This is a genomic window from Duganella vulcania, assembly GCF_009857655.1.
Lineage (GTDB): Bacteria > Pseudomonadota > Gammaproteobacteria > Burkholderiales > Burkholderiaceae_D > Rugamonas > Rugamonas vulcania.
Map to the genome: position 1 here is coordinate 22,890 of NZ_WWCX01000037.1, position 26,181 is coordinate 49,070.

General features: G+C 64.0%; 27 protein-coding genes and 1 tRNA gene. 18 read left to right on the plus strand and 10 right to left on the minus strand.

The genetic code is table 11. The features are described 5' to 3' along the window. Positions 1-75 precede the first annotated feature (75 nt). The 9 genes from GTP90_RS19370 to GTP90_RS19410 all read left to right on the plus strand — a co-directional run bounded on the left by GTP90_RS19370 (position 76) and on the right by GTP90_RS19410 (position 9,308). The gene (locus GTP90_RS19370) at positions 76-2,022 is read left to right on the plus strand and encodes an AMP-binding protein (protein ID WP_175048158.1); all 1,947 of its coding nucleotides are present in this window, start codon (positions 76-78) and stop codon (positions 2,020-2,022) included. Positions 2,023-2,036: 14 nt separating this feature from the next. Next, on the plus strand, positions 2,037-2,870 hold the full coding sequence (locus GTP90_RS19375; protein ID WP_161085106.1) for an ABC transporter ATP-binding protein: 834 nt from the start codon (positions 2,037-2,039) through the stop codon (positions 2,868-2,870). Positions 2,871-2,872: 2 nt separating this feature from the next. Beyond that, positions 2,873-3,769, plus strand: a complete 897-nt coding sequence (locus GTP90_RS19380) for a branched-chain amino acid ABC transporter permease (protein WP_371875089.1) — start codon at positions 2,873-2,875, stop codon at positions 3,767-3,769. Positions 3,770-3,788: 19 nt separating this feature from the next. Then, on the plus strand, positions 3,789-4,847 hold the full coding sequence (locus GTP90_RS19385; RefSeq protein ID WP_161085108.1) for a branched-chain amino acid ABC transporter permease: 1,059 nt from the start codon (positions 3,789-3,791) through the stop codon (positions 4,845-4,847). 32 nt (positions 4,848-4,879) lie between these two features. Continuing rightward, entirely contained in the window at positions 4,880-6,178 is a 1,299-nt protein-coding gene (locus GTP90_RS19390; protein WP_161085109.1) for an ABC transporter substrate-binding protein, read from the plus strand. Beyond that, positions 6,175-7,014, plus strand: coding sequence for an ABC transporter ATP-binding protein (locus GTP90_RS19395; protein ID WP_117012426.1), 840 nt, complete (start codon positions 6,175-6,177; stop codon positions 7,012-7,014). The genes GTP90_RS19390 and GTP90_RS19395 overlap by 4 nt, the downstream gene beginning before the upstream one ends. A 20-nt stretch (positions 7,015-7,034) precedes the next feature. Continuing rightward, on the plus strand, positions 7,035-7,382 hold the full coding sequence (locus GTP90_RS19400; RefSeq protein WP_161085110.1) for an MmcQ/YjbR family DNA-binding protein: 348 nt from the start codon (positions 7,035-7,037) through the stop codon (positions 7,380-7,382). Between the two features lie 6 nt (positions 7,383-7,388). Then, a complete protein-coding gene (locus GTP90_RS19405; protein ID WP_161085111.1) occupies positions 7,389-8,645 on the plus strand; it encodes a phenylacetate--CoA ligase family protein in 1,257 nt (418 codons plus the stop codon). A gap of 93 nt (positions 8,646-8,738) precedes the next feature. Further along, positions 8,739-9,308 carry a hypoxanthine-guanine phosphoribosyltransferase gene (locus GTP90_RS19410; RefSeq protein WP_117012423.1) on the plus strand — a complete coding sequence of 190 codons (570 nt, stop codon included), beginning with the start codon at positions 8,739-8,741 and terminating at the stop codon, positions 9,306-9,308. 3 nt (positions 9,309-9,311) lie between these two features. Here GTP90_RS19410 and GTP90_RS19415 read toward each other — a convergent pair whose 3' ends face one another. Further along, positions 9,312-10,499 carry a tetratricopeptide repeat protein gene (locus tag GTP90_RS19415; protein WP_161085112.1) on the minus strand — a complete coding sequence of 396 codons (1,188 nt, stop codon included), beginning with the start codon at positions 10,497-10,499 and terminating at the stop codon, positions 9,312-9,314. Between the two features lie 99 nt (positions 10,500-10,598). On the opposite strand from GTP90_RS19415, the gene GTP90_RS19420 reads away from it, so the two are divergent. From GTP90_RS19420 to GTP90_RS19430, 3 genes are all read left to right on the plus strand, one after another. Beyond that, positions 10,599-11,024: a hypothetical protein gene (locus tag GTP90_RS19420; RefSeq protein WP_161085113.1), complete on the plus strand. Its 426-nt coding sequence runs from the start codon at positions 10,599-10,601 to the stop codon at positions 11,022-11,024. A gap of 161 nt (positions 11,025-11,185) precedes the next feature. Then, the gene (locus tag GTP90_RS19425; RefSeq protein WP_371875085.1) at positions 11,186-12,310 is read left to right on the plus strand and encodes a helix-turn-helix transcriptional regulator; all 1,125 of its coding nucleotides are present in this window, start codon (positions 11,186-11,188) and stop codon (positions 12,308-12,310) included. Between the two features lie 78 nt (positions 12,311-12,388). Next, positions 12,389-13,861 (plus strand): amidohydrolase family protein, encoded by a 1,473-nt coding sequence (locus GTP90_RS19430; RefSeq protein WP_161085114.1) that lies wholly within the window; start codon positions 12,389-12,391, stop codon positions 13,859-13,861. Here GTP90_RS19430 and GTP90_RS19435 read toward each other — a convergent pair whose 3' ends face one another. The 3 genes from GTP90_RS19435 to GTP90_RS19445 all read right to left on the minus strand — a co-directional run bounded on the left by GTP90_RS19435 (position 13,862) and on the right by GTP90_RS19445 (position 16,050). Further along, entirely contained in the window at positions 13,862-14,815 is a 954-nt protein-coding gene (locus tag GTP90_RS19435) for an NAD(P)H-dependent flavin oxidoreductase (protein WP_161085115.1), read from the minus strand. A gap of 99 nt (positions 14,816-14,914) precedes the next feature. Then, the gene (locus GTP90_RS19440) at positions 14,915-15,823 is read right to left on the minus strand and encodes an MBL fold metallo-hydrolase (protein WP_161085116.1); all 909 of its coding nucleotides are present in this window, start codon (positions 15,821-15,823) and stop codon (positions 14,915-14,917) included. Next, positions 15,820-16,050 carry a DUF1289 domain-containing protein gene (locus GTP90_RS19445; RefSeq protein ID WP_161085117.1) on the minus strand — a complete coding sequence of 77 codons (231 nt, stop codon included), beginning with the start codon at positions 16,048-16,050 and terminating at the stop codon, positions 15,820-15,822. Before GTP90_RS19445 ends, GTP90_RS19440 begins: the two co-directional genes overlap by 4 nt. Positions 16,051-16,136: 86 nt before the next feature. Here GTP90_RS19445 and GTP90_RS19450 point away from each other — a divergent pair, with 86 nt between their 5' ends. The 4 genes from GTP90_RS19450 to GTP90_RS19465 all read left to right on the plus strand — a co-directional run bounded on the left by GTP90_RS19450 (position 16,137) and on the right by GTP90_RS19465 (position 18,756). Further along, positions 16,137-16,550 carry a ribbon-helix-helix domain-containing protein gene (locus GTP90_RS19450; RefSeq protein ID WP_161085118.1) on the plus strand — a complete coding sequence of 138 codons (414 nt, stop codon included), beginning with the start codon at positions 16,137-16,139 and terminating at the stop codon, positions 16,548-16,550. 33 nt (positions 16,551-16,583) lie between these two features. Beyond that, a complete protein-coding gene (locus tag GTP90_RS19455; RefSeq protein ID WP_161085130.1) occupies positions 16,584-17,792 on the plus strand; it encodes an extracellular catalytic domain type 1 short-chain-length polyhydroxyalkanoate depolymerase in 1,209 nt (402 codons plus the stop codon). 87 nt (positions 17,793-17,879) lie between these two features. Continuing rightward, entirely contained in the window at positions 17,880-18,446 is a 567-nt protein-coding gene (locus tag GTP90_RS19460; RefSeq protein WP_161085119.1) for a TetR/AcrR family transcriptional regulator, read from the plus strand. A gap of 22 nt (positions 18,447-18,468) precedes the next feature. After that, positions 18,469-18,756: a YciI family protein gene (locus tag GTP90_RS19465; RefSeq protein ID WP_161085120.1), complete on the plus strand. Its 288-nt coding sequence runs from the start codon at positions 18,469-18,471 to the stop codon at positions 18,754-18,756. Between the two features lie 3 nt (positions 18,757-18,759). On the opposite strand, the gene GTP90_RS19470 is transcribed toward GTP90_RS19465, so the two are convergent. From GTP90_RS19470 to GTP90_RS19490, 5 genes are read right to left on the minus strand one after another with little or no spacing between them, the layout of a single operon-like run. Continuing rightward, positions 18,760-19,893, minus strand: a complete 1,134-nt coding sequence (locus GTP90_RS19470) for a response regulator (RefSeq protein ID WP_161085121.1) — start codon at positions 19,891-19,893, stop codon at positions 18,760-18,762. A gap of 13 nt (positions 19,894-19,906) precedes the next feature. Further along, positions 19,907-22,954 carry a hybrid sensor histidine kinase/response regulator gene (locus tag GTP90_RS19475; RefSeq protein ID WP_175048157.1) on the minus strand — a complete coding sequence of 1,016 codons (3,048 nt, stop codon included), beginning with the start codon at positions 22,952-22,954 and terminating at the stop codon, positions 19,907-19,909. Between the two features lie 16 nt (positions 22,955-22,970). Further along, entirely contained in the window at positions 22,971-23,177 is a 207-nt protein-coding gene (locus GTP90_RS19480; RefSeq protein ID WP_161085122.1) for a cysteine-rich CWC family protein, read from the minus strand. Positions 23,178-23,184: 7 nt separating this feature from the next. Next, complete coding sequence (locus tag GTP90_RS19485) at positions 23,185-23,436, minus strand: zf-HC2 domain-containing protein (RefSeq protein WP_161085123.1); 252 nt, start codon at positions 23,434-23,436, stop codon at positions 23,185-23,187. Positions 23,437-23,472: 36 nt separating this feature from the next. Then, on the minus strand, positions 23,473-24,048 hold the full coding sequence (locus GTP90_RS19490) for a sigma-70 family RNA polymerase sigma factor (RefSeq protein WP_117012406.1): 576 nt from the start codon (positions 24,046-24,048) through the stop codon (positions 23,473-23,475). Positions 24,049-24,193: 145 nt separating this feature from the next. Here GTP90_RS19490 and argB point away from each other — a divergent pair, with 145 nt between their 5' ends. Both argB and GTP90_RS19500 read left to right on the plus strand, forming a co-directional pair. Continuing rightward, positions 24,194-25,087 (plus strand): acetylglutamate kinase, encoded by an 894-nt coding sequence (gene argB, locus GTP90_RS19495; RefSeq protein ID WP_117012405.1) that lies wholly within the window; start codon positions 24,194-24,196, stop codon positions 25,085-25,087. 45 nt (positions 25,088-25,132) lie between these two features. Then, positions 25,133-25,207, plus strand: a tRNA-Thr gene (locus GTP90_RS19500). A 22-nt stretch (positions 25,208-25,229) separates the two neighbouring features. On the opposite strand, the gene GTP90_RS19505 is transcribed toward GTP90_RS19500, so the two are convergent. Then, entirely contained in the window at positions 25,230-26,159 is a 930-nt protein-coding gene (locus GTP90_RS19505) for a TraB/GumN family protein (RefSeq protein ID WP_161085124.1), read from the minus strand. Positions 26,160-26,181 lie beyond the last annotated feature (22 nt).

The window sequence follows — 26,181 nt, forward strand, 5'->3', positions numbered from 1 at the left end:
CGAGCTAATATCATCACATAAAAAGGCTGCCGTATCAGAAGTTTAACAAGTACGAGCAAATAGCAACAGGAGACACTGGTGCATACACAGAACGAGACGTTCCCGCGCTGGCTGCTGGCTCATGGCCAGCTCCGCCCAGGGAAACCCGCTTTCAGGGAAAAATACCTGGGCATCTGGCAAAGCTGGACCTGGGCCCAAGTCAACGACGAAGTGCGGGCGCTGGCCTGCGGCCTGGCCGCCATCGGCTTCCAGCGCGGCATGAACCTGGCCATCATCGGCGACAACCGCCCCCGCCTCTACTGGTCCATGCTGGCCGCGCAGTGCCTGGGCGGCGTGCCCGTGCCGCTGTACCAGGACGCCCCGGCCGCCGACATGGCCTATGTTCTGGAAAACGCCGAGATCCGCTACGCCATCGTCGAAGACCAGGAACAGGTCGACAAGTTGATGGAATTGCAAAGCCTCTACCCGCACATCGAACACGTCGCCTACGACGACGAACGCGGCATGCGCCACTATCGCCAGCAAGGGCTGCTGTCCTTCGCCCGTCTGCAGGAGATCGGCCGCGCCTGGGACAAGGCCAATCCCGGCATGTTCGACAACGCCATCAAAGCCGGCAAGGGCAGCGACAACGCCGTCATCCTGTACACCTCCGGCACCACCGGCAAGCCCAAAGGCGTGTGCCAGACCCACTCCGCGCTGATCGCGGCCGGCACCGGCGGCGTCGGTTTCGAGCACCTCACCGACGAAGAAGACATCCTGTCCTACCTGCCGATGGCCTGGGTGGGCGACTGCCTGTTCTCCTTCGCGCAGGCGATGACGGCCGGCTTCACCGTCAACTGCCCCGAATCCGGCGACACCGTCATGACCGACATGCGCGAAATCGGCCCTACTTATTACTTCGCCCCGCCGCGCGTGTTCGAGAACATGCTCACCACCGTGATGATACGGATGGAGGACGCCGGCGCCATCAAGCGCCGCATGTTCCATCACTTCATGGCGGTGGCCCGCCGCAGCGGCGCGGCCATTTTGGACGGCAAGCCGGTGCCGCTGTGGGACCGCCTGGCTTATGCGCTAGGTCAGGTTCTGGTCTACGGCCCGTTGAAGAATGTGCTCGGAATGTCACGCGTGCGGGTCGCCTACACGGCCGGCGCCGCGATCGGGCCGGACCTGTTCCGCTTCTACCGCTCCATCGGCGTCAATTTGAAGCAGTTCTACGGCTCCACCGAAACCTGCGCCTACATCTGCCTCCAGCCGGACGGCCAGATCAAGTTCGACAGCGTCGGCCTGCCGGCGCCCGGCGTCGAGGTCAAGCTGGCCGACAACGGCGAGGTGCTGGTCAGGTCACCAACATTGATGGACTGTTATTACAAGCGCCCCGACGCCACCAGCGAAGCGATCGACGCCGAAGGCTACTTCCACACCGGTGACGCCGGCCTGTTCGACCACGAAGGCCATCTGAAGATCATCGACCGCGCGGCGGATGTCGGCAAGATGAACAACGGCGCCATCTTCGCGCCCAACTACGTGGAGAACAAACTCAAGTTCTTCCCCTTCATCAAAGAGGCGGTGGTGTTCGGCGACAAGCGCGACGAAGTCTGCGCCTTCATCAATATCGACATGGAAGCCGTGGGCAACTGGGCCGAACGCCGCAGCATCGCCTATTCCGGCTACACCGACCTGGCCGCGCACCCACAGGTGTATGGCCTGGTGCGCGACTGCATCGAGCAGGTCAACGCCGACCTGGCGGCCGAGCCGATGATGAGCGACACGCAGATCCACCGCTACCTGGTGCTGCACAAGGAGCTCGACCCGGACGACGATGAGCTGACCCGCACGCGCAAGGTGCGCCGCAAGTTCATCGCCGAGAAGTACGCGGTGCTGATCGACGCGCTCTACAGCGGCAAGCAATCGCAGTACATCGAAACACAGGTCAAGTTCGAGGACGGCCGCACAGGGCTGGTGGCGGCGGACCTCGTGATCGAGTCCTGCAAGACCTTCCCTGCCATCCAGGCAGCGGCATGACAGAGGAAGCCACCATGCAAATGAACGAACCAGACACCCACTTCGGAGCGGACGCCGATCCCGGCCGCCGCAAGATCGGCCCGGTGATCCTCGACCTGAAGAACATCTCGCTGTCGTTCGGCGGCGTGAAGGCGCTGACCGACATCTCCTTCGACGTGAAGCAGCACGAGATCCGCGCCATCATCGGCCCGAACGGCGCCGGCAAAAGCTCGATGCTCAACGTGATCAACGGCGTGTACCGCCCGCAGCTGGGGGAGATCATCTACCGCGGCGAGCACCGCAAGAACATGGATTGCCACGCGGCCGCCAAATCCGGCATCGCCCGCACCTTCCAGAACATCGCGCTGTTCAAGGGCATGACGGTCCTCGATAACATCATGACCGGCCGTAACCTGAAGATGAAGTCCAACTTCCTGATGCAGGCGCTGTACTGGGGCCCGGCGCGGCGCGAGGAGATCGCCCACCGCGTCAAGGCCGAGGAGATCATCGACTTCCTGGAGATCCAGGCGATCCGCAAGACGCCGGTGGGCCGCCTGCCCTACGGCCTGCAGAAGCGCGTGGAGCTGGGCCGCGCGCTGGCCGCCGAACCGGAGATCCTGCTGCTGGACGAACCGATGGCCGGCATGAACGTGGAAGAGAAGCAGGACATGTGCCGCTTCATCCTCGACGTGAACGACCAATTCGGCACCACCATCGTGCTGATCGAGCATGACATGGGCGTGGTGATGGACATCTCGGACCGCGTGGTGGTGCTCGACTACGGCAAGAAAATCGGCGACGGCACGCCCGACGATATCCGTTGCAACCAGGACGTGATCAACGCCTACCTCGGAAAGGCCTGCGAATGAACGTGAACTTTTTCTTTGAGGTGCTGATCGGCGGCCTGCTGTCCGGCGTGATGTACGCGCTGGTGGCGATCGGCTTTGTGCTGATCTACAAGGCCTCCGGCGTTTTCAATTTCGCCCAGGGCGCGATGGTGTTCTTCGCCGCGCTCACCTGCGTCGGCATCGTCGACAAGTTCGGCGTGTCGCTGTGGGTGGCGATACCGCTCACCATCGTGGTGATGATCCTGCTCGGCATGGCAATCGAGCGCGTGGTGCTGCGGCCCTTGGTGAACCAGCCGGAGATCACGCTGTTCATGGCGACCATCGGCCTGGCGTTTTTCATCGAAGGCCTGGCGCAGCTGGTTTGGGGCTCGCAAGTGCACAAGCTGGAACTGCCGATCGAGGACGTGCCGTCCGAATACCTGATGACCAAATATAACATCATGGTCTCGCAGTTCGACATCATGGCGGCCGCCGTCTGCGGCTTGTTGGTGACGGCGCTGGCCCTGTTGTTCTCCAAGACCAAGGTGGGCCGCGCCCTGCGCGCGGTGGCGGACGACCACCAGGCCGCGCTGGCCGTCGGCATTCCGCTGCAGCGCATCTGGGCGGTGCTGTGGGCGGTGGCCGGGCTGGTCGCGCTGGTGGCGGGCCTGCTCTGGGGCGCCCGCAACGGCGTGCAGTTCGCGCTGACCTTCGTGGCGCTGAAGGCGCTGCCGGTGCTGATCCTCGGCGGCTTCACGTCGATGCCAGGCGCGATTGTCGGTGGCCTGATTATCGGCGCCTCCGAGAAGATGGCCGAGGTGTATATCGGCCCGCTGGTCGGCGGCGGCATCGAAGGCTGGTTCCCGTATGTGCTGGCGCTGTTGTTCCTGCTGGTGCGGCCGGAAGGCCTGTTCGGCGAAAAAATCATCCGCAGAATCTGAGAGGCTAAAGGTACAACCTATGCTCTACCGCGAAGCAGGACAATTCAAAACCAGCTATCAGGCCGACAGCCAGATCTTCCCCATCCTCCAGGACCGCATCGCGCTGTTCGCGTTGCTGGCGGTGGCGATCGTGGTGGTGCCGCTGTTCGCATCGCCGTACACCTTGTCGGCGATCCTGATCCCCTTCCTGATATTCTCGCTGGCCGCGCTGGGACTGAACATTCTCACCGGCTACGCCGGCCAGCTGTCGCTGGGCACCGCCGCCTTCATGGCGGTCGGTGCCTTCGCCTCGTACAACTTCCTGGCGCGCCTGCCAGGCCTGCCGGTGCTGCTGGCCTTCGTGCTGGGCGGCTTGAGCGCGGCGATGGTCGGCATCGCCTTCGGCCTGCCGTCGCTGCGGATACGCGGCTTCTACCTGGCCGCGTCCACACTGGCCACGCAGTTCTTCGTGGTGTGGTGCCTCACCAAGATCCCCTACCTGACCAACTACAGCACATCCGGCGTGATCACCGCGCAGAAGATCGTCATCCTCGGCTTCCAGTTCGACACGCCGGACCGCAAGTACCTGCTGGTGCTGGGCGTGGTGGCGGTGATGGCGCTGCTGGCCAAGAACATGATCCGCTCCAATGTGGGCCGCTCGTGGATGGCGGTGCGCGACATGGACGTGGCGGCCGAAGTGATCGGCTTCCGCCTGATGCGCACCAAGCTGCTGGCCTTCGCCGTCAGCTCCTTCTACTGCGGCGTGGCCGGCGCGCTGTATGCATACGCCTACCTCGGCACGGTCGAGCCGGAAGCCTACAACCTGGACCTCTCGTTCCGCATCCTGTTCATGGTGATCATCGGCGGCGTTGGGTCGGTGCTCGGCTCCTTCCTCGGCGCGGCCTTCATCGTGCTGCTGCCGGTGTTCCTGAACATCTTCGCGCACGGCCTGGCGCTGCCGACCAGCGTCGCCTCCAACCTGGAGCTGATGGTGTTCGGCGCATTGATCGTATTTTTCCTGATCGTGGAACCCCACGGTCTGGCGCGTTTATGGCAAATCGGTAAAGAGAAACTGCGTCTGTGGCCATTCCCGCACTGAACGCAAACAACAATAACCTGGAGGAGAAGACAATGAAACGCATCGCATCCCTGGTACTTGGACTCACGCTGGCTGCATCCATTCCCGCATGGGCCCAGGACCAATACGTCGCCCTGCCCTCGTACCGCGTAGGCCCTTATGCGGCGGGCGGTTCCGGCTTCTACGGCGGCATCATCGACTACTTCAACCTGGTCAACCTGGCGGGTGGCGTGAACGGCGTGAAGATCTCGTGGGAAGAGTGCGAGACCGAATACAACCCTTCGCGCGGCGTCGAATGCTACGAGCGCCTGAAGACCAAGAACGGCGGGGCCACGCTGGTCGAGCCGCTGTCCACCGGCGTCGCCTACGGCGTGCTGGATCGCCTGGCCATCGATAAAATCCCGATGACGATGATCGGCTACGGCCGCTCGGACGCCGCCAACGGCAAGGTCTTCCCCTACGTGTTCCCGCTGATTACCAGCTACTGGAACCAGGCCGCCGCGATGGTCAAATACCTCGGCGACAAGGACGGCGGCATGGCCAAATTGAAAGGCAAGAAGATCGCCTATCTGTACCACGATTCGGCGTTCGGCAAGGAACCCTTGCCGGTGCTGGAGGCCTTGTCCAAGCAGCACGGCTTCGAACTGGTCAAGATTCCCGTCACGCCGCCGGGCACCGAGCAGCAATCGCAGTGGCTGCAGATCCGCCAGGCTAATCCCGACCACGTGATCCTGTGGGGTTGGGGCTCGATGAACGCGGTCGCCATCAAGACCGCGCAGCGCAACGGCATACCGCGCGAGAAGCTGCTGGGCGTGTGGTGGGCTGGCTCTGAAGAAGACACCGTGCCGGCCGGCGATGCCGCCAAAGGCTACAGCGCGATGACCTTCAATACGCCGGGCAACTACCCGGTGATGGAAGAGATCCACAAAAAACTCTACGACGCCGGCAAGGGCAACCTGGCCGACCGTACGCGCATCGGCTCCGTGTATCACATGCGCGGCGTCAGCGCGGCCATCCTGTGGGTGGAGGCGATGCGCACCGCGCAGGAAAAATTCGGCAAGGGCAAGCCGGTCACCGGCGAGCAAATGCGCTGGGGACTGGAGCACCTGAACGTGGACGAGGCGCGCCAGAAAGCCATCGGCGCCCTGGGCATGCTGCCGCCGGTGAAGACCAGCTGCGAAGACCATGAGGGCTCGGGCGCGGTCAAGGTCCAGCAATGGGACGGCAAGAAGTGGAACGCCATCACGCCGAACTGGATCGTCGGCGACAAGGCGCTGACCCGCAAGCTGCTGGAGGAAAGCTCCGCAGCCTACGCGGCCGAGAAAAAAATCACGCCGGCCTGCGCAAAATGATCGCCGCCGCCAGCACAGCGGCCGCTCCGGCGGCCGCGCCCTACCTGTCCGTGAACAACGTGGAAGTGATCTACGACCACGTGATCCTGGTGCTCAAGGGCGTGTCCCTGCAGGTCCCGCAGGGGAAGATCGTGGCCCTGCTGGGCGCCAACGGCGCCGGCAAGTCCACCACGCTCAAGACCATCTCCACACTGCTGCGCGGCGAACGGGGCGACGTCACCAAGGGCGAAGTCCAGTTCAAGGGCGAGCGCATCGACCAGCTCACGCCCAATGAGCTGGTGCGGCGCGGCCTGTCGCAGGTGATGGAGGGGCGCCACTGCTTCGGCCACCTGACCATCGAAGAGAACCTGCTCACCGGCGCCTACACCCGCAGCGCATCGCGGGGGGAGCTGAAGGAGTCGCTGGAGAAGGTCTACCACTACTTCCCGCGATTGCGTGAGCGGCGCGCCAGCCAGGCCGGCTACACGTCCGGCGGCGAGCAGCAGATGTGCGCCATCGGCCGCGCGCTGATGGCCAAGCCGTCGATGATCCTGCTGGACGAGCCGTCGATGGGCATCGCGCCGCAGATCGTCGACGAGATCTTCGGCATCGTCAAGGACTTGAACAGCAAGGAGAACGTCTCCTTCCTGCTGGCCGAGCAGAACACCAGCATCGCGCTGCGCTACGCGGACTTCGGCTACATCCTGGAAAACGGCCGCGTGGTGATGGAAGGCGCGGCCTCCGAACTGGCCAGCAATGAAGACGTGAAGGAGTTCTACCTGGGCGTTTCCGGCGCCGGCCGCAAGAGCTTCCGCGACATGAAATTCTACCGCCGCCGCAAACGCTGGCTGGCCTGAGGAACAGAGGACAACAACGCATGAACATCAAGCAGGCCAAGGCCCTGTGCCGCACCTTCCCCGGCGCGGCCGAGGATACCAAGTGGGGCGCGGACCTCGTGTTCTCCGTCGGGACGAAAATGTTCGCCGTCACCGAGCTGGATGACAAGGCCAAGGCCATCAGCTTCAAGGTGGACGACGAGCGCTTCCTGGAACTGACCGACCGCCCGGGCATCATCCCCGCGCCCTACCTGGCGCGCGCGAAGTGGGTGCGCGTCGAAGATTTGAAAACCCTCAGCGACGCCGAAGCCAAAGAGCTGCTGACGCGTTCCTATGAACTGGTGTTCGGCAAACTGACCAAGAAGCTGCAACGCGAGATACAAGGATAAACAACCATGGCCGATACTCTCGACAGTCTGGAAACGCGCTCGCCCGAACAACGCGAGCGCGAGCTGATGTCGCGCCTGCCGCAGCTGGTGGCGCGCGCCAAGGCGGCCGCCGGCTGGTCGCGCATCCTGCACGATGTGAACGCGGCCGGCATCAACAGCCGCGCCGCGCTGGCCACGCTGCCGGTGACGCGCAAGTCCGACCTGCACGGATTGCAGAAACAGCAGGCGCCGTTCGGCGGCCTCAATACCACGCCGGTGGGCCAGCTGTCGCGGGTGTTCATGTCGCCGGGACCGATCTTCGATCCCGAGGGACGGGGTCAGGATTGGTGGCGTTTCGCAAGGCCGATGTACGCGGCCGGCGTGCGCGCCGGCGGCCTGCTGCAGAACTGCTTCTCGTATCACTTCACGCCGGCGGCATTCATGGTCGAAGGCGGCGCCGCGCGTATCGGCTGCGCCGTGATACCGGCCGGCGCCGGCCAGACCGAGATGCAGGTGCAGGCCATCAGTCACTTGCGGCCGGATACCTACATCGGCACGCCGTCCTTCCTCAAGATCATCATCGAAAAGGCGCAGGAGCTGGGCGCGGACATCAGCAGCATCAGGCAGGCCTTGGTGTCCGCCGAGGCGCTGCCCGAATCGCTGCGCGGCTGGTTCGTCGAGCATGGCGTGCCGCATGTGCTGCAATGCTACGCGTCGGCCGATATCGGCAGCATCGCGTATGAAACCCAGAGCGGCGGCACGCGCGATCCCGGCATGGTGCTTGATGAGGACCTGATACTGGAAATCGTCCGCCCCGGCACCGGCGATCCGGTGCCGGACGGCGAAATCGGCGAAGTGGTGGTCACCCTCTTCAATCCAGACTATCCGCTGATACGCTTCGCCACCGGCGACCTGTCCGCGGTGCTGGCCGGCGTTCCACCTTCTCCCTGCGGCCGCACCAACACCCGCATCAAGGGCTGGATGGGCCGCGCCGACCAGACCACCAAGGTGCGCGCCATGTTCGTGCATCCGTCGCAGGTGCACGACGTCACCCGCCGCCATCCCGAGATCGTCAAGGCGCGGCTGGTGGTGTCGGGCCAGATGGCGCACGACGTGATGACGCTGCATTGCGAAGTGGCCGATCCGTCCAGCGCCAGCAGCGCCGTCGCCATCACCGAATCGATACGCGACCTGACCAAACTGCGGGGCGAGGTGCGGTTTGCCGCCATCGGCAGCCTGCCCAACGACGGCAAGGTGATCGACGACATCCGCGATTACAAGTAGCCGGTTGTGGCGGAAAACCAACGGCATGCGGTGTGGCGGGATATGGCGGATAATAGCGAACTTACCACCCGTTTTTAGAAGCCGAAGAAGACCATGCAAGACTTCCACCACAACCGCGCCCGCGCCCTGCTGGAAAACGCGGAAGAGCTGTTCACCAAGGCAGACGTCGACCACGCCGTCACCGCGATGGCCGAGACCCTCAATACCCGTTTCAACCAGCCGGACAGCGACGCCTTCCCGCTGGTGCTGGGCGTGATGGGCGGCGCGGTGGTCTTCACCGGCAACCTGCTGCCGCAGCTGACCTTCCCGCTCGAATTCGACTACATCCACGTGAGCCGCTACGGCGACGACGACCAGGGCGGACAAGTGGTGTGGAAAGTGGTGCCGCGTTCGAACGTGGCCGGCCGCGTGGTCATCGTGCTGGACGACATCCTGGACGAAGGCGAAACGCTGGCCCACGTCAAACAGCGCCTGCTGGACATGGGTGCGGCCGAAGTGGTGCTGGCCGTTTTCGCCGACAAGGCGATCGGCAAGGCCAAGCCGGTCAAGGCGGACATCGTCGGCATCACCATTCCGAACCGCTTCGTGGTGGGCTTCGGCATGGATGCCTACGGCTACTGGCGCAACCTGCCAGGCCTGTGGGCCATCCAGACCGAGAACTAAGCCTTACGGCCGCAGGCCGTATGCGTCGACGAACTTGCGGATGCCGTCCGGGTGTTCGCGCTTCCACGCCTCGAACTCGGGGCGCCAGGACTCCTTGTACTGCAACAGCATCAGCGCGGTCTCCAGTTGGCCGGCCTTGGCCAGCATGTGCATGGTCTTCAAGTTGGGATCAGTGACTTCGCCACCGCCGTTGGCGGCCAGTTCGTCCGCCACCTTCATCGCACCCTCCCACGACGCCAGCTCGATGGCGAATGGCTTGTCGGCCACCTTGTCTGCGCGGTTCTTGCCGCGCAGACCGGACTCGGTGGCGGCGAGCATCAGCCATACCCCGCTGTCGGAGCTCTTTTGCTCCGGCTCCCTGAGCGCCGGGTCCAGATTGATGGTGAACTTGCCGGTCGCCGGGTCCATGACGGCGCTGGCCTTGCGCTTCATCTGCAGGGCCGTCAGCGGATAACCTTGTGCGCTGCGCAGGGAGGCCAGTTTGTCCCAGGTGGGGCGCTGGCTGGGCTGCGCGGCGATACCGCTCAACAGCGCGGCTTCGGCAGCGGGACGCTTGCCCTGCTTGGCCAGCGCATCGGACAGGAAGCGCCACGCCTGGCCGTTCAACGGCTCCAACTCGGCCGCCTTGCGGAACCAGGCCTCCGCTTCCGGCATGTTCTCCTGCACGTAGTACGTATCGCCGATGAAGACCAGCACCGACGAATACCGCGGGTCCATCTTCGCGGCCTGCTCGTATTTGACGCGTGCCTCATCGAGCTTGCGCCCGTGGTACAGCACTTCGCCTTCCTGCACCACTTTCAACACGTCCACCGATGTCTCATGCAAGGGCGCGCTTTTTCCGTCCTCCAGCCGGCGCAGTACTTCCTGCGCCAACGGGTCGGCGGAATCCAGCTTGAGGGCCTGATGCGCGGCGCCCTCCGACTGCTGCCGCAATTTGGCAGCGTTGGCGCCATCGGCATTCAACGACGCCACCATCAGCACATGTGCGATATGCGACAGCGGCATCGATGCGGCCGGATCGGCCTTGGCCGCCGCCGAAAATTTGTTCAGCGCCTCCTGGAAGTTGCCTTGTGCAGTCAGCACCTCCCCTTCCTGCACCAGCGGCTTGGCAGCGTCGTTGGGCAGCACGGTGGCATCAGCATGGGCGTTGGCCAGCGCCAGCACCATCGTCAAAACGCGGATTTTTTTCATCGAACAGAGTTCACCAATTGATAAGATTGGAATTAGTATAATTGCTTTCGTTCTCGTAGAACTCTGTCAGGGAAATGGTCAGCAATGAGAAAAGCCTGTTTGGTGGTGCTGCTGATAGGCTGCGGGGTCTGTGGTGGCCTGCAGGCGGAGCCAGTTCAATCGCATGAACTGACCATCCCCAACTTCGACCCGGACAGTCCCGCGTGCGTCATAAAATTCGAAGGCGCGTCGCCGGCATCCCTCCGGCTGAACCTCAGTTGCCTGCCAAAATCGGCGCCGACCGGATTTGAAAATCCGGCTCCCGGGCTAAAAGTACAGTCTATCCACGGGAAGAACGCCAAGGGACACATGTCATTAATCGACGATATGCAGTCCCCACACGCCGACCGCACGCGGGAATTAAACTTTTGCCTGTATGGCAAACGGAATAATCTTTGCGGCAGTGCCAAGGTGCCGCAGTTAAAGGATCGCATCTCGACGATCAAGGAATGGATTCAACGGATAGAGCTACAGGACGCCGACTGACCTGCCATCAGGCCCACCTGGATGCGCTTGCTATGGATTTCGTCACCGATCTGGGCCAGGTTCATGGTCCGTCTTATTTATGTTAAATATATTTAACATAATAGTACCAGTGGTCAAAATTCCAAGGCGGCTTTATGATGTTTCACTATTCCTTGGAAAATGTGAGCATCGACGGAATGTTCAATCTGGTACTTTCGTGGCTGTTCCTGCTGGCGATAGGCCAGGCCTTCCTCATGGCGGCGTCGCTGCTCAGCGTGCGCCAGCCGGAGATGCGTACCGCTAACCAGCTGCTGTCCGCGCTGCTGCTGGTGTTCGCGGCCATCATCGGCCATAACTGGCTGGGCCTCAATCACCTGTATCAGCAGTATCCGCACAGCGCGCTGGCCATCGTCACGCTCGGCCTGGCCGTCGGGCCGCTTCAATATCTCTACCTGCGCGCGATGCTGTCGGACCAGCCGCTGGGCCGCCGCGCGCTGCTGCACTTCGCGCCGTTCGCCGCCGCCACGCTGGCGATGATGCCCTTCTACCTGCGCTCGGCCGAGCAGAAGCTGGCATGGCTGCACCACTGGGACGGGTGGCCGTGGTACATGACCGTGGCGGGGCTGTCCAAGCTGGCGATCCTGCTGGCCTACATCCGCGCCACCTTCCTGCTGGTCCGCCGCGTGCCGGCCGAATCGGACCTGGTGCGCGACCTGCGGCGCCTGATGCACGCATGGCTGGTCAGCGCGGTGCTGAGCATCATCGCCCTGGCGATGGAGGTGCTGGACGTGGAGACGCCGCTGTCCGGCGACGCGATGGACGGCATCTCGCTGATGGTGTTCGTGTTCGCGACCGCCATCACGGCGATGCGGCTGCCGCTAGGCTACCGTCCACGCGCGCTGCCGCCGCCGGCGCCGGCCAAGCAGCGCTACGCCAGCAAGCAGCTGTCCGCCAGCGACCGCGATACCTTCCTCGCCCGCCTGACCGACTGCATGGCACAGGACCAGCCCTACCGCAACGGCGAATTGAAGCTGGAAGACCTGGCCGCACAGGTGGCGATGACGCCGCACGAACTGTCCCAGCTGATCAACGAAAACTGCGGCGGCAATTTCGCCGATTACCTGAACCGCCACCGCGTGGACGCGCTGAAACTGGCCCTGCACGACCCCGAACAGGCCAGCGCCAGCATCCTTGACCTGTCGATACTGGCCGGATTTAACAGCAAAAGCGCGATGAACCGCGTATTTAAGAAACAGACCGGCATGACGCCGGGCGAGTTCCGCGACCAGGCCAGAACGCCCGCGTAGCAGGTGCCAGATCATCATTTGGGACGCAAACCACAGCCTGTGGCGGCACACTGGGCTCCTCACAACCCGGAGCCATGCATGAAAACCACCCGCATTCTTGCCAGCCTTTCCCTCGTCCTCTGCGCCCAGGGCTGCGAGGCCGGGCCGCAGACCTGGATCACCAACGTCAAGCTGGTGTCGCCGGAAAAGCTGGACCGCATCGAAACCGGCAGCGTCCTGATCGAAGATGAACGCATCGTCCGCGTCGAGCGCGGCGCCGGCAAAAAGGCGCCGGCCGGCGCGCGCCGCATCGACGGCAAGGGCCAGTACCTCACGCCCGGCCTGATCGACTCGCACGTCCACCTGTACTCCGTCCCCGGCATGAGCTTCGAGCAGGCCGACCAGAAAAAGACCATGGCCGCCGAATACTTCGCGCAGATGCCGCGCTCCTTCCTCTACTACGGCTACACGACGGTAATCGACCTGGCCGCCGGCAACCGCGAGTTCATCGACCGCGTGAAGGCCACGCCGCTGCACCCGGACGTCTATGACTGCGGCGCGCCGCTGGTGTTCGCCAACGGCTACCCCTCGTCCTACGCGCCGCCGGAGACGCGCTTCGAGATGTTCTCCAACTTTATCTACGACCCGGCGCAGGCCGACAAGATCCCGGCCAAATTCAAGCCGGAGGACTACACCCCGGCCAAAGGCGTGTCGCGGGCCAAGGCCGACGGCGCCATCTGCGTCAAGACCCACTTCGAACACGGCTTCGGCACCATGCACAACCTGCCGGTGATGAGCCCCGCCGTGTACGCGGACGTGCGCGCGGCCGCCAGCAAGGACGGCCTGGTGCTGGTCACCCACGGCAATTCGTTCGAGGCGCAGACTTTTGCCGTCAACGGCGGCGTCGATGTGCTGGCGCACGGCATGTGGCACTGGGGAGAGTTGGACAAGGAGAAGGAGCTGCCGGCCGAAATCAAGCGGCTGCTGGACACGATCGCCGAGCGCAGGATCGGCTACCAGGCGACGATGCAGGTGCTGCATGGCCTGAACGCCTACTTCGAACCGGCCTATCTGAACAACCCGGCGCTGGCCAAGCTGCTGCCGCCGGCGATGCTGGCCTGGCTCAAGACGCCGGAAGGCCAGTGGTTCCGGCAGGAGATCGCGGAAGACGAAACCGACGCCGCGGTCTTAAAAGGCATGGAGGCGCCGCTGCGCCGCCAGGGGCAAGTGGTGGCCTACCTGGCAGGCAAGGACGCCAACTTCGTGTTCGGCACCGACACGCCATCCTCGCCAACCTACGGCAACATCCCCGGCCTGAACGGCTACCTGGAGATGCAGGACCTGCACAACGCCGGGCTGTCGCTGGCGCAGCTGTTCAAGGCGGCCACCATCAACAACGCCCGCACCTTCAAGATCGACGCGCAGGTCGGTACCATCGAAGCGGGCAAGGTCGCCAACCTGGTGCTGATGAAGATGTCGCCACTGGACGATATCCGCGCCTACGACAACATCGACACCGTCTGGGTGCGCGGCAAACAGGCTGCGCGCGGCAGCCTGTCGGTCAAGCCGTAATTACAGCGCCAGGCGCGCGCGGGCCGCGTCGTATTCCTGCTTCAGGCGCGCCACCATCTCGGCGGTGGTCGGCACGTCGTCCATCAGGCCCACGCCCTGGCCCGCGCCCCAGATGTCGCGCCAGGCCTTGGCGCTGCTGGAGCCGAAGTTCATCGAGCTCTTGTCGGCCTGCGGCAGCGCATCCGGATCCAGGCCGGCGGCGACGATGGATTTCTTCAGGTAGTTGCCATGCACGCCGGTGAACAGGTTCGAGTACACGATATCCGCCGCAGTGGATTCCACGATCGCATTGCGGTAATCGTCGCTGACGTTCGATTCCTGCGTCGCCAGCCAGCGCGAGCCGATGTACGCGAAGTCCGCGCCCATCGCCTGCGCCGCCAGGATCGCGTCGCCAGTAGCGATGGAGCCGGACAGCGCGATCGGGCCCTTGAAGAATTTGCGGATTTCGCCCACCAGCGCGAACGGCGACAAGGTGCCGGCATGGCCGCCGGCGCCGCTGGCCACCAGGATCAGGCCATCGACGCCCGCCTCCAGCGCCTTCTCGGCGTGGCGGATCGAAATCACGTCGTGCAAGACGATGCCGCCGTAGCTGTGGATCGCATCCAGCATCTCCTTCGGCGGCGCGCGCAGCGACGAGATGATGATCGGGATCTGGTGCTTGACGCAGACTTCCACGTCATGCGCCAGGCGGTCGTTCGACTGGTGCACGATCTGGTTGACGGCGATCGGGCCGACGCGCTTGTCCGGATTGGCGGCCTGGAAGTCGGCCAGCTCTTTTTGCAAATCGGTCAGCCACACGTCCAGCATTTCCGCGGGACGCGCGTTCAGCGCCGGGAAGGAGCCGACGATGCCGGCCTTGCACTGCGCCGCGACCAGGGCCGGGCCGCTGGCGATGAACATCGGCGATGCAATGACGGGAAGGGAAAGGTTTTGCAAGACTGCTGGCAGGGCCATGGCGCACTCGCTGTCGGTAAGTTGAGGAAAATCGATTATAGATCGAAAATAGTACGACCGTGCCGAAACTAGGCGACTTCCTCTACACTTGCCCGGCGTCTACACATTAAGTAAGTGCTCACCCTCGACGTGGGCCGCACCGGCGCGTACCAGCTGCCCGGCGGCCCATGTGGCGACCTGTTCCGGCGTCTGCTTCAGGAAGTTGCTGTTGGCCTTGGCGAACACCGGCATCGCCAGCAGCAGCTGCGGCACCTCCGCCAGCGGAATGCTCTGGCGCTCCAGCAGCAGGAACTTCAGCAGCACCTTCAGCGCGTTCTGCGCGTTGCGCAGCGGGTCGGCTTCCAGGTAATCCACCCGCGAACGGGCCCGCGCCAGCGCGCCGGCCACGTCGTTGAAGGGCTTGCCGTGGCCGGGGATCACCAGCCGCACGTCCAGCCCTTCGATCAGGTCCAGCGTGGCGCGTTCCTCGGCAAAGCCGGACTGGCCGTCCAGCTCCGGGAAGATGATGCCGAAGCCGTTTTCCCACAGCGCGTCCGCCGAGATCAGCACCCGCTCCTGTGGGCAGTAGAAGATCAGCGAATGCGGATCGTGGCCGGGCGCGCCCAGCGCCTGCCATTCCATGTCCGCCAATGTCAGCACGTCGCCGGGGGCGATGGTGGCGTCGAAGGTGAATCGCTCGCAGCGCTGGCCGGTGGCCTTGAAGCTGAGCGCCTCCACGTCCCAGTGCCGCACCTTGTCCGCTTCCGCGACCGGGATCGAGGTGCGGCTGCCGAAGTGCGCCTGCAAGGTGGCGTTGCCGCCGCAATGGTCGGAGTGCAGATGGGTGTTGATGATCTGGTCCAGGTGCCGTCCGCGCAGCGCGTGGCGCACCAGTTCCAGCGTTTGCGGCGCGTGGGTCATGTAGCCGGTGTCGATGATGGCCGTATCGTCGCGGCCCAGCAGCATGACGTTGTTGGACGACAGCCAACCCCGTTCAAAAACCTGAATGGTATCGGGCAGCGCGTTCATTCGTCGTCGAAGTTGATCAATTGTTCACGGCGGCGGATTTCCGCCCAGACGCCGCGCTTGTAGTCGTCGTCCGCCGTGGACCAGGCGACGATTTCCGGAATCGTACGCATGCAGCCCATGCAATATAGGCGGTCGGCGTCCATTTTGCACAGGCTGACGCAGGGCGATGGCACCGGTACGGCCAGTTCCGGCGCGCCGGGAGGGATCAGGTTGGCAGGTGTACTCATGCCGCCATTATGACGCGAACACGCTTGACTTGGTGATTTTCAGGCCTATACTACCATCCATATAGATGGTAACCGGATGGAGACTCATGGCAAAGCAAGAATTAAAACTGAAGACCGCCGAATCGGAAAAGATCACGATCAACCTCGGTCCCATCGACCTGGGACAAATCGATCTGCTGGTGCAGGAGGGGTTTTACTCCAACCGCACCGATTTGATACGCACGGCGATCCGCAATCAGTTGAACCAGCACGCCGACGTCGTCAAACAGACGGTGGCGCGCAAAAGCCTGGTACTCGGGATGCAGCACTATTCGCGCGCCGACCTGGAAGCCATCCAGGCGGCCGGCGAGCGGCTGCAGATCCAGGTCCTAGGCTTGGCCAGCATCGCCAGCGACGTTTCGGTCGAACTGGCGCTGGCGACGATCGACTCAATTTTCGTATTGGGATCGCTGCACGCCAGCGCCATGCTCAAAAGCGCGCTGGCCCAACGCATCCATTAAAGGATCATCATGAAACTACCACTGTTTTCACACATGCGCGAGGCAGCGCAAAAGCTGATGAATCGAAGCGCGTCGGCCACCGTTCAGCAGGCGATGGACAGCCTGCGCGGACATCCGTCCATGCAGCCGGCCGCGCCGGCGCAGCCGCCGATGCGCGACATTAATCCGCCACCGGCCCGCTCCGCGGCGGATGCGGCGCCCGAAGCGGCACCCAAGGCTGCGCCCGAAGCCACGGCGCGGACGTCGACCGAAACGGCCACGCCGAATCCGGCCACGCATCCCGCCGAGTATGCGCAGGACATGTTGAACCGCATGGGCATCCAGATCGACCTGCAGGCAAACCTCAACCGTGCCATGGACGCCAGCGCCTTCATGCAGCCAACGCCGGCGGCGCCGCTGCCGGAGGGCGCGCAGTTCATCAAGGGCAGCTACACCAACCACGCCGGCACCCGCAACTACAAGCTGTACATCCCGGCCAGCTATCACGGCCAGGCCATGCCGCTGCTGGTGATGCTGCATGGCTGCACCCAGAACCCGGACGATTTCGCCGCCGGCACGCAAATGAATGCGCTGGCCGAGGAAAAGGAATGCTTCGTGGTCTACCCGGAGCAAACGCCCAACGCCAACCAGCAGCGCTGCTGGAACTGGTTCAACGCCATCGACCAGCAGCACGGCCAGGGCGAACCGTCCATCATCGCCGGCATCGCGCGGCAGATCATCGACGAGTATCCGGTCAACGAGCGCCAGGTCTACGTGGCCGGCCTGTCGGCGGGCGGCGCGATGGCGGTGATCGTCGGCACGCTGTATCCGGAGCTGTTCGCGGCGGTGGGCGTGCATTCGGGGCTGCCGTTCGCCTCGGCGCAGGACCTGCCGTCGGCGCTGTCGGCCATGAAGCGCGGCGTCAACTCGCCGCACAAGGCCGGCAACGGCGCGCAACCCATCATCGTCTTCCACGGCGACAGCGACACCACCGTCCATCCGCGCAACGGCGAACAGGTGATCGAGCAGCGCCTGCACAGCCACCGGGGCAAGCCGTCGGTGCAGTCGGGCAGCGTACCGAACGGCCACCGCTACACGCAGACCACGCACACCAAGGCGGACGGCACGCCGCTGGGCGAACACTGGGTGGTGCACGGCGCAGGCCACGCCTGGTTCGGCGGCAACGCCAGCGGCACCTACACCGACGCCAAAGGCCCGGACGCCAGCCGCGAGATGCTGCGCTTCTTCCGCACCGTCAGCTGAGCTTTTTTACAACACCCGTCTTGCGCACATTGGGACAATTGTCCTAAAATTTCCCGGCAACTTAACCAACGGGAGACGTGGGCAGGAATGGGGACGCGCGAACAGATCGTGGAGGCCGCGAACCGGCTGTTCTACCAACAAGGGTATGAACGGACGTCGTTCGCCTCCATCGCCGAAGCCGTGGGTATCTCTCGCGGCAATTTCTACTATCACTTCAAGACCAAGGACGAGATCCTGGAAGCGGTTCTCCAGGCACGCCTGGCGGATACGCGCGCCATGCTGGCCCGCTGGACCGAGGGCGCGGCAACGCCGCTGGAGCGCGTGTTCCGCTTCGTCGAAATCGTGGTGGCCAACCGGGCCGACATCGAGCATTACGGCTGCCCGGTCGGCACCATGACCAGCGAGCTCGCAAAGCTGGACCATCCTTCGCGCGCGCAAGCCGTGGGCATCTTCAGCGTCTTCCGCGATTGGCTGCGGGAGCAGTTCACGGAACTCGGCCACGCGGCCAACGCGGCCAACGCGGACGATCTCGCGCTGCAGGTGCTGGCGTTCAGCCAGGGCGTCGCGACCTTGTCGAACGCTTTCGGCGAGCGCGCTTATGTGAAGCGCGAAGTGGGACGCCTGAAGACCCGGCTCATGTCACTCGACACTTAGAACTTAGCCAAAGGAGAAACCAATGTACATCGTCCTGCTTCGCTTCTCTGCCAACAAAAGCCAAGCGCCGGCCCACATGGCGGGCCACCGTGAATGGCTGCAAAAAGGAATAGCCGACGGCGTCTTCCTGCTGGCCGGCAGCATCCGGCCCGGATTGGGCGGCGCCATCCTGGCCGCCGGGCCATCGCCCGAGGCGCTGCAAGCGCGCATCGACCAGGATCCGTTCGTGGTCCACGACATCGTCAAGGCCGAGATCATCGACGTCGACCCCAACCACGCCGCCGAGGGCCTGGCCTTGCTGGCGGCCTGACGGTCAACCGGTAAAGCGCTCGATCTTCTCGCGGTTCTTTTCCATGTCGTGATCGGAGTCCGCGTAGCGCTTGGCGATGTCGATGAAGTCCTGCTGCAGCTCCATGAAGGCGTCGACCATGTCGGGATCGAAGTGCTTGCCGCGTCCCTCGGCGATGATGGCCACCGCCGCCTCGTGCGACATGCCGGCCTTGTAGACGCGGCGGCTGATCAACGCGTCGTAGACGTCGGCCACCGCCATCAATCGCGCGGAGATCGGGATGTCGTCGCCGCTCAGGCCTTCGGGATAGCCGCTGCCGTCCCACTTCTCCTGGTGGCCGTAGGCGATCTCCTTGGCGAACTTGAGGAAATCCACCTCCAGCCCCAGCTCGCGCTCGGCCTGGCGGATCGCATCACGGCCCAGCGTGGTATGGGTTTTCATGATCTCGAACTCGTTGCCCTCAAAGCGGCCGGGCTTGAGCAGGATGCGGTCCGGGATGCCGACCTTGCCGATGTCGTGCAGCGGCGCGGACTTGAACAGCAGTTCGATGTTCTTATCGGTCAGGAAGGCGCTGAAGCGTGGATTGGTGCGCAGCTTTTCCGCCAGCGTCTTCACGTAATGCGCGGTGCGGCGGATGTGGTTGCCGGTTTCGCTGTCGCGCGTTTCGGCCAGCGAAGCCATGGTGTGAATGGTCACGTCCTGCAGCGCGACGATCTCGCGCGTGCGCTTTTCGATTTCGGTTTCGAGGAAGTTGTTCTGGTCGCGCAGGAAGTCGTGCACCCGCTTCATCGACAGCTGGGTCTTGATGCGCGCCTGGACGATGGGCGCGGAAATCGGCTTGGTGATGTAGTCCGCCGCGCCCAGGCTCAGGCCAAGCTGCTCGTCCACCGTCTCGCTCATGGCGGTGACGAAGATGATCGGAATGTCGCGCGTGGCGGGATTGGCCTTGAGCGCCTTGCACACGTCGTAGCCGCTCATCCCCGGCATCATCACATCCAGCAGGATCAGGTCCGGCTTGGATTCGCCGTTGGCGATCTTCAGGGCGCGCTCGCCGTTGACGGCGATCTTGGTGCGGTAGTCGTCTTCCAGCACGGCGCACAGCAGATCGATGTTGTCCGGGATGTCGTCGACCACGAGGATAGTTGGTTTGGCGTTCATCGGCGCTCTCTCTTCACAAAGCGATACTCAGTGCATCGGCGGCGGCCTTCAGTTCATCCAGCGCGCCTTCAAAATCGTACTGTCCCAGCATGCGCCGCAGCTGGCGCGCATGTTCGGCCTGGCCTGCCGCGGTCAGCGCGCCGCACAGGCGGTCCAGCAGCTTGACGGCGGCGCCGTCATCCTGCGCCAGCAGGCGCGCCATCTCGTGCGCCACCGCCGCCAGTTCGTCCTTGTCCACCGCCTGCGGCGCCGGCGCCGGTTCCACGGCGGCCGGCTTGTCGTCCATCGCCATCGCGATGCGCCCCACCAGGTCGTTCAATTCGTTCGCCATGTCGGCGATGGCTTCGTCGCGGCCCTTGGTCGCGCCCATCGCCAGCATCTGCTCCACCTTGCCGGCCGCATCGGCCATGCCGCCCGCACCGATATTGCCGGCCAGGCCCTTCACAGTATGCGCCTCGCGCGTGGCGCCGGCCAGATCGTTGTTTTCGATGGCGGTGGCGATGCGCTGCATGGCGTCGAACTGGGTTTCGACAAAGCGCGACAGCAGTTTGCGCATCAGCTTAACATTACCGCCCACACGCTGCAGCGCGGCTTCCATGCGCAGGCCCGCGACCACCGGCAGCACCTCGTCGCGGCCCGCACCGGCAGGCGTTTCGGCCGCCGTTTCAAGCGCCAGCGGATTCTTCACCGTGACCCAGCGTGCCAGCGTCGTGAACAGCTGCGCCACGTCGATCGGCTTGGCGATGAAGTCGTTCATGCCGGCGGCCAGGCACTTCTCCTTGTCGCCGACCATGGCGTTGGCGGTCATGGCGATCACCGGCAGGTCGGCGTTGCGCGGATCCTCGCGCAGCTTGCGGGTGGCGTCGTAACCGTCCATCACCGGCATCTGGCAGTCCATCAGCACCCCGTCGTAGTCGGCTACGGCGATCTTCGCCAGCGCCATCGCCCCGTTGACGGCGATGTCGACGCGGATGCCGGCGTCGCTGAGGATCTGCTGCGCGACTTCCTGATTGACCTCGTTGTCCTCCACCAGCAGCAGGTAGGCGCCGCGCATGGCCTCCTCGGCCGCCATGTAGTCGGCGCGGCGGCGCGTGCTGCGGCAGCGGCTCAAGTCCTTGCCGAACACGGTGGATATCGAATCGAGCAGCGTCGAGGAGCTGACCGGCTTGTTCAGCATGGCGTCGATGGCGATGCCGCGCGCTTCTTCCATCAGCACATCGCGGTTGTAGGCGGTGACCATGATGAAGGCCGGCGGCTCCGCGCCCGCTTCCTCCGCCTGCGCGCGCAGCGCCTGCAGCGTCTCCAGGCCGTTCATGCCGGGCATTTGCCAGTCCAGCAGCACCACATTGAACGGCCGGCCCTCGCCGCGCGCCTGCGCGGCCAGGTCGAGGGCGCGCGGGCCGCCGTCTGCGCTGGCGGCGGCGAACTGCATGGACGACAGCATGCCCATGAAGATTTCGCGGGCGCTGGCGTTGTCGTCCACCACCAGCACGCGCAGGCCCGAGATGTCCGGCAGCGGCTGCGGCGCCTCGACGGCGGCCACGCCGAATACCGCCGTGAAGTGGAAGGTGCTGCCGACGCCAGGCTGGCTTTCCAGCCCGATCTCGCCGTCCATCAGCTCCACCAGGCGCTTGCTGATGGTCAGGCCCAGGCCCGTGCCGCCGTGATGGCGCGTGGTGGAGGTGTCGGCCTGCGTGAAAGCCTGGAACAGGCGCGCCTGCTGGTCCGGCGTCAATCCGGGGCCGGTGTCGCGCACGTCCACGCGCAGGCGCACGCGCTGGTCGGGCAGGTGTTCCTGCACGTGGATGGTCACCACGATCTCGCCCTGCTGCGTGAACTTGATGGCGTTGTTGGTCAGGTTGATCATCACCTGGCCGAAGCGCAGCGGATCGCCCACCAGCGCCTGCGGCACGTCCGGTCCGACATCGAACAGCAGCTCCAGGCCCTTGTCCTGCGCCCGCATCACGGACAGGTCGGCGATGTTCGCCATCACATCCTCGACGTAGAAATCGACCTCTTCGAAGGCCAGCTTGCCGGCCTCGATCTTCGAGAAGTCCAGGATGTCGTTGATGATGCCCAGCAGGTTCTTGGCCGCGCCTTCCACCTTCTCCAGGTAGTTGCGCTGCTTGGGCGTGAGGTCGGTCTGCAGCGCCAGGTGCGTCATGCCGATGATGCCGTTCATCGGCGTGCGGATCTCGTGCGACATATTGGCCAGGAAGTCGGACTTCATCTTGGTCGCATCCTCGGCCACCATCACCGCGTGGCGCAGCTGCTGTTCGGCCGCCAGGCTGGCCGTCATCAGCTTGAGCGCGTGCAGCAGTTCACCCGTCTCGTCCTGCGAAGTCACCTCGATCACCGAACTGAGGTCGCCCTGCCCGACCCGCTTGGCGATGCCGATCGCCGCCTCCAGCGGCCGCGTGATCGAACGCACCGACATCCCGAAGCCTATCCCCACCAGGACCGCCGCGCCACCCATCAGCGAAATCAGCAACAGCGAAAAATTGATGTCGGCGCGCGCGCGATCGGCGCTGGCCATCACCTGGCTTTGCTGAAGATGGTCCAGCAGCTTGATCTGCTCCAGCAGGTGGTCCAGCGCCGGCAGCGCGGCCGCGTTCATCCTTTCCTCGGCCTGGTCGCGGTCCTCGGCCTCCACCATGTCGGCCACGGCGATGAAGCTGTCGTAGTAGGCGGCGCGCGCCTGCTTGACCTTCTCGATCTGCGCCCGCGCTTCCGGCGCGGTGTCCAGTTTGGCCAGCAGCTCCAGCTGGGCGTCGATTTCGAGCTTGATGCGGTCGATGCGGCTGTAGCTCTCGACGCGGTGCTTCTGGTCCTTCTGGATGATCAGCGTGACGATGCGGGTGGCCGCCTCGCGCGACTGCGTGTCGATGGCATTGATGGCGGCGCTCGCGGCCCAGTCCTGGTGCAGGATATGGTCGCTCTCGGCGCGGATGGCGTAGATGCGGCTCACGCCGACCAGGATCACGCCGATCATCAGCAGGATCAGGATGATATAGCCGCTGCTGATGCGCGCGCGGATACCCATGTCGCTAAAACGGCGCATGCATGCTTCCTTCAGGCTAGCCGGCCGGCTTGGGATGGTCGGCGCATTGGTCCAGGATGTGCTTTTTCAGACAATCCGGGCACCAGCAGCTGGCCCCCGGCGCGGACGGCACCGGCAGCGAGGCCGGAAGATAAGTGCACCAGCAGGGCTGCGCCGGCGCCGACGGATCGGCATCGACCATGGCGCAGCTGAATTGGGCGCCGCAGCGCGAGCAGGTGCTCATGGCGCGCCTATGGCCGGTGGTGTTCGGGGTCGTCGTCCAGAGGCGGGACGCCATCCTCCGGCACGTCGAGCGGGAAGCGCCGCATGGCGGTGCGCAGCAGCGACATCTGGCCGTTGAACCGGGTGCAGGCGTCGCACACCATCAAGTGCAGCCGCATGCGGGTGCGCTCGACGAAGGACAAATCGCGGTCCATCCCTTCCGACACCAGCCGGTGCACTTCGCGGCAGGTCGGCTTCAAGCCGGTTTTATGTGGTTCCATGGTCGCAGACAGTAGGTGAAGCAGTAAGTGGCGCGGTCAGGTGGCCTGGCGGTTGCCAAACCAGTTCAAGTCCAGGCACTCGCGCAAACGCATGCGCGCACGATACAGGAGCACCCATGCATTAGACGTTGTAATCGCCAGTTCCTTACAAATTTCGTCGGTTTCCAGCTCCAGCCACTCGCGCATCATGAAAATGCGGGCGGTCTTGGCGGGCAGCTTTTCCAGGCAAATCTCCAGCACCTTGAAGAAGTCCTTCTGCTCCAGCGTCGCATCCGGATCGCCCCAGGCCATCGGCTGTTCGACGGTGTGGCCGTCCGGCTTGAACAGGGCGTCGATGGCGTCGTCCTCGGACTGGTCCTCGGCGGTGTCGATCTGGCGTTCGCGCGAACTGGCGCGCAGGCAGTCGATGATCTTGAACTTCAGGATCCCGGTCACGTAGGTGCGCAGCGAGGACTGTCCGTTGAAGCGGTCGGGCTTTTCCAGCACGGCGATCAGCGCGTCCTGGACCGCGTCCTCGGCCAGTGCCTGGTTCCGTATTTGCAATTGTGCAAATCGAACAAGCAGGGGGCGCATGACTTCCAGCTGGCGGTGAAGGGTATCGGTAGGGCTCATATGACGGCCAGCGTATCGGATGATCCGGGAAAATACAACCGGATAGCCCTATAATGCATGGTTGATTGCAGCTTGAGGCTGTAAAATTGCACAGAATTTTCTAACCGGACTCGCCATGACCCAACTGACTAACCTTAACTTAGGCATGAATGACGACTTGACCGCGGTGGCGCCGCAGATCAAGGCGCAGATCCTGGCTGAGGCCCTGCCCTACATCCGTAATTTCCACGGCAAGACCATCGTCATCAAATACGGTGGCAATGCGATGACCGACGAGCGCCTGAAACACGGCTTCGCCCGCGATGTCATTTTGCTCAAACTGGTGGGCATGAACCCGGTCGTGGTGCACGGCGGCGGTCCGCAGATCGACAACGCGCTGAAAAAAATCGGCAAGCAGGGCACCTTCGTGCAGGGCATGCGCATCACCGACGAAGAGACCATGGAAGTGGTGGAGTGGGTGCTGGGCGGCGAAGTCCAGCAGGACATCGTGATGCTGATTAATCACTACGGCGGCCAGGCCGTGGGCCTGACCGGCAAGGACGGCGGCCTGATTCGCGCCAAGAAGATGGCCATGCCGGACAAGGACAATCCGGGCCAGTTCCTCGACATCGGCTTCGTCGGCGAGATCGACGCGATCAACCCGGCCGTGGTCAAGGCGCTGCAGGACGACGCCTTCATCCCCATCATTTCGCCGATCGGCTTCGGCCAGGACGGCCAGGCGTACAACATCAACGCCGACGTCGTCGCCGGCAAGATCGCCGAGATCCTGAAGGCTGAAAAGCTGATCATGATGACCAATATCGCCGGCGTGCAGGACAAGCAGGGCAACCTGGTGACCGATTTGTCGGCGCGCGAGATCGACGAGATGTTCGCCGACGGGACGATTTCGGGCGGCATGCTGCCTAAAATTTCATCAGCTTTGGACGCCGCCAAGTCCGGCGTCAACACGGTTCACATCATCGACGGGCGAATTGAACACAGTTTATTGCTCGAGGTGTTGACCGAACAGGCTTTTGGCACTATGATCCGGTCTCACTGAAAAAACGGCGGTCTCGCCGAATCGGTGAAACCGCCACATTTGTATGCCCTTGTAGCTCAGTGGTAGAGCACTCCCTTGGTAAGGGAGAGGCCACGTGTTCAATCCACGTCAAGGGCACCATTCCTGTAGTACCCTCCCCCGCTCAGTAAATCCGTTCCACCGACAGCCCGCGTTTGCGCAGCAGTTCCGGTACGCTTCCCTTGCCGATCAGGTGCAGCACGCCGATCGCCGCCACGCAGTTGTCCGCGCGCGCCATCAGCTTGACCATGCCGTCGGCCAGCGTGGGATTGCGGCTGTCCAGCAGCACCTTCTGCACGAAGCGGCCGGAGTAGGTGTCGTCCATCTCCGCCTTGAGCGCCAGCGCGTCCAGCGCCACCACATCGGCCTTGCGCCATGCATCGGCGATTTCGCGCGCCTGGTTGGCCTGCTCCTTGTCCTCGATGCCGGCGATGGCCTCCTGCAGGAAGACCAGCTGCTCCTCGGCGCTCATCTGGTCGAACAGCGCCATCTGGCTCTCGGCCGACTCCAGCTCGACCACCTTCTGGCCGCGCTGGTGCGCCTGCTTCGACAAATGGCTGTCCACCGCCAGCGCCGCATCGTAGCCCTGGGCCGAGAACTCGCTCACCGTCAGCAGGCTGGCCAGCAGCCAGGGCTTCATCGCCGCCACCGTTTCCGGCTCGATGTTGTACTGCTTGAGCAGGCGGTCCAGCCGCTGGCGCCAGTCGGCCGACAGCTCCGGTCCGGCCGGGCCGCCCTTGGACAGCATGCCGTGGCGCTGCACGGCGCGCATCAGGTTCTGCTGGTCGCCCAGCGGGTCGATCTCCAGCGCCAGCACCGGCGCCTTCTTCAGCGCCGCCGCAATGCGCGGCTCCAGCGGATAGAAATCGGGCGCGCCGACGTGGATGGTGCCGAACAGGTACAGCGTGTGCCCGCCCTGCTGCACCTTGAACAAGGCGCCGTGGTTGGGCGCCTGCGGCTTGTCGGCGGCCCATGCCTGCATCGGCACAAGGCAGGTCAATGAGAACAAAGTCCAGAACATCACTATAATCTGGCGCTGTATGGCTTCCCGCATGGCTTCCTTGGATGGCTGATTG

Coding starts and splice junctions, on each gene's coding strand:
- GTP90_RS19440 (WP_161085116.1), bottom strand. CDS start 15,823: ATGAACGCGCTGCCCGATACCATTCAGGTTTTTGAACGGGGTTGGCTG.
- GTP90_RS19475 (WP_175048157.1), bottom strand. CDS start 22,954: ATGCGCCGTTTTAGCGACATGGGTATCCGCGCGCGCATCAGCAGCGGC.
- GTP90_RS19465 (WP_161085120.1), top strand. CDS start 18,469: ATGTACATCGTCCTGCTTCGCTTCTCTGCCAACAAAAGCCAAGCGCCG.
- GTP90_RS19480 (WP_161085122.1), bottom strand. CDS start 23,177: ATGAGCACCTGCTCGCGCTGCGGCGCCCAATTCAGCTGCGCCATGGTC.
- GTP90_RS19405 (WP_161085111.1), top strand. CDS start 7,389: ATGGCCGATACTCTCGACAGTCTGGAAACGCGCTCGCCCGAACAACGC.
- GTP90_RS19395 (WP_117012426.1), top strand. CDS start 6,175: ATGATCGCCGCCGCCAGCACAGCGGCCGCTCCGGCGGCCGCGCCCTAC.
- GTP90_RS19505 (WP_161085124.1), bottom strand. CDS start 26,159: ATGCGGGAAGCCATACAGCGCCAGATTATAGTGATGTTCTGGACTTTG.
- GTP90_RS19450 (WP_161085118.1), top strand. CDS start 16,137: ATGGCAAAGCAAGAATTAAAACTGAAGACCGCCGAATCGGAAAAGATC.
- GTP90_RS19460 (WP_161085119.1), top strand. CDS start 17,880: ATGGGGACGCGCGAACAGATCGTGGAGGCCGCGAACCGGCTGTTCTAC.
- GTP90_RS19430 (WP_161085114.1), top strand. CDS start 12,389: ATGAAAACCACCCGCATTCTTGCCAGCCTTTCCCTCGTCCTCTGCGCC.
- GTP90_RS19445 (WP_161085117.1), bottom strand. CDS start 16,050: ATGAGTACACCTGCCAACCTGATCCCTCCCGGCGCGCCGGAACTGGCC.
- GTP90_RS19415 (WP_161085112.1), bottom strand. CDS start 10,499: ATGAAAAAAATCCGCGTTTTGACGATGGTGCTGGCGCTGGCCAACGCC.
- GTP90_RS19390 (WP_161085109.1), top strand. CDS start 4,880: ATGAAACGCATCGCATCCCTGGTACTTGGACTCACGCTGGCTGCATCC.
- GTP90_RS19470 (WP_161085121.1), bottom strand. CDS start 19,893: ATGAACGCCAAACCAACTATCCTCGTGGTCGACGACATCCCGGACAAC.
- GTP90_RS19375 (WP_161085106.1), top strand. CDS start 2,037: ATGCAAATGAACGAACCAGACACCCACTTCGGAGCGGACGCCGATCCC.
- GTP90_RS19455 (WP_161085130.1), top strand. CDS start 16,584: ATGCGCGAGGCAGCGCAAAAGCTGATGAATCGAAGCGCGTCGGCCACC.
- GTP90_RS19485 (WP_161085123.1), bottom strand. CDS start 23,436: ATGGAACCACATAAAACCGGCTTGAAGCCGACCTGCCGCGAAGTGCAC.
- GTP90_RS19490 (WP_117012406.1), bottom strand. CDS start 24,048: ATGAGCCCTACCGATACCCTTCACCGCCAGCTGGAAGTCATGCGCCCC.
- GTP90_RS19385 (WP_161085108.1), top strand. CDS start 3,789: ATGCTCTACCGCGAAGCAGGACAATTCAAAACCAGCTATCAGGCCGAC.
- GTP90_RS19410 (WP_117012423.1), top strand. CDS start 8,739: ATGCAAGACTTCCACCACAACCGCGCCCGCGCCCTGCTGGAAAACGCG.
- argB (WP_117012405.1), top strand. CDS start 24,194: ATGAATGACGACTTGACCGCGGTGGCGCCGCAGATCAAGGCGCAGATC.
- GTP90_RS19435 (WP_161085115.1), bottom strand. CDS start 14,815: ATGGCCCTGCCAGCAGTCTTGCAAAACCTTTCCCTTCCCGTCATTGCA.
- GTP90_RS19400 (WP_161085110.1), top strand. CDS start 7,035: ATGAACATCAAGCAGGCCAAGGCCCTGTGCCGCACCTTCCCCGGCGCG.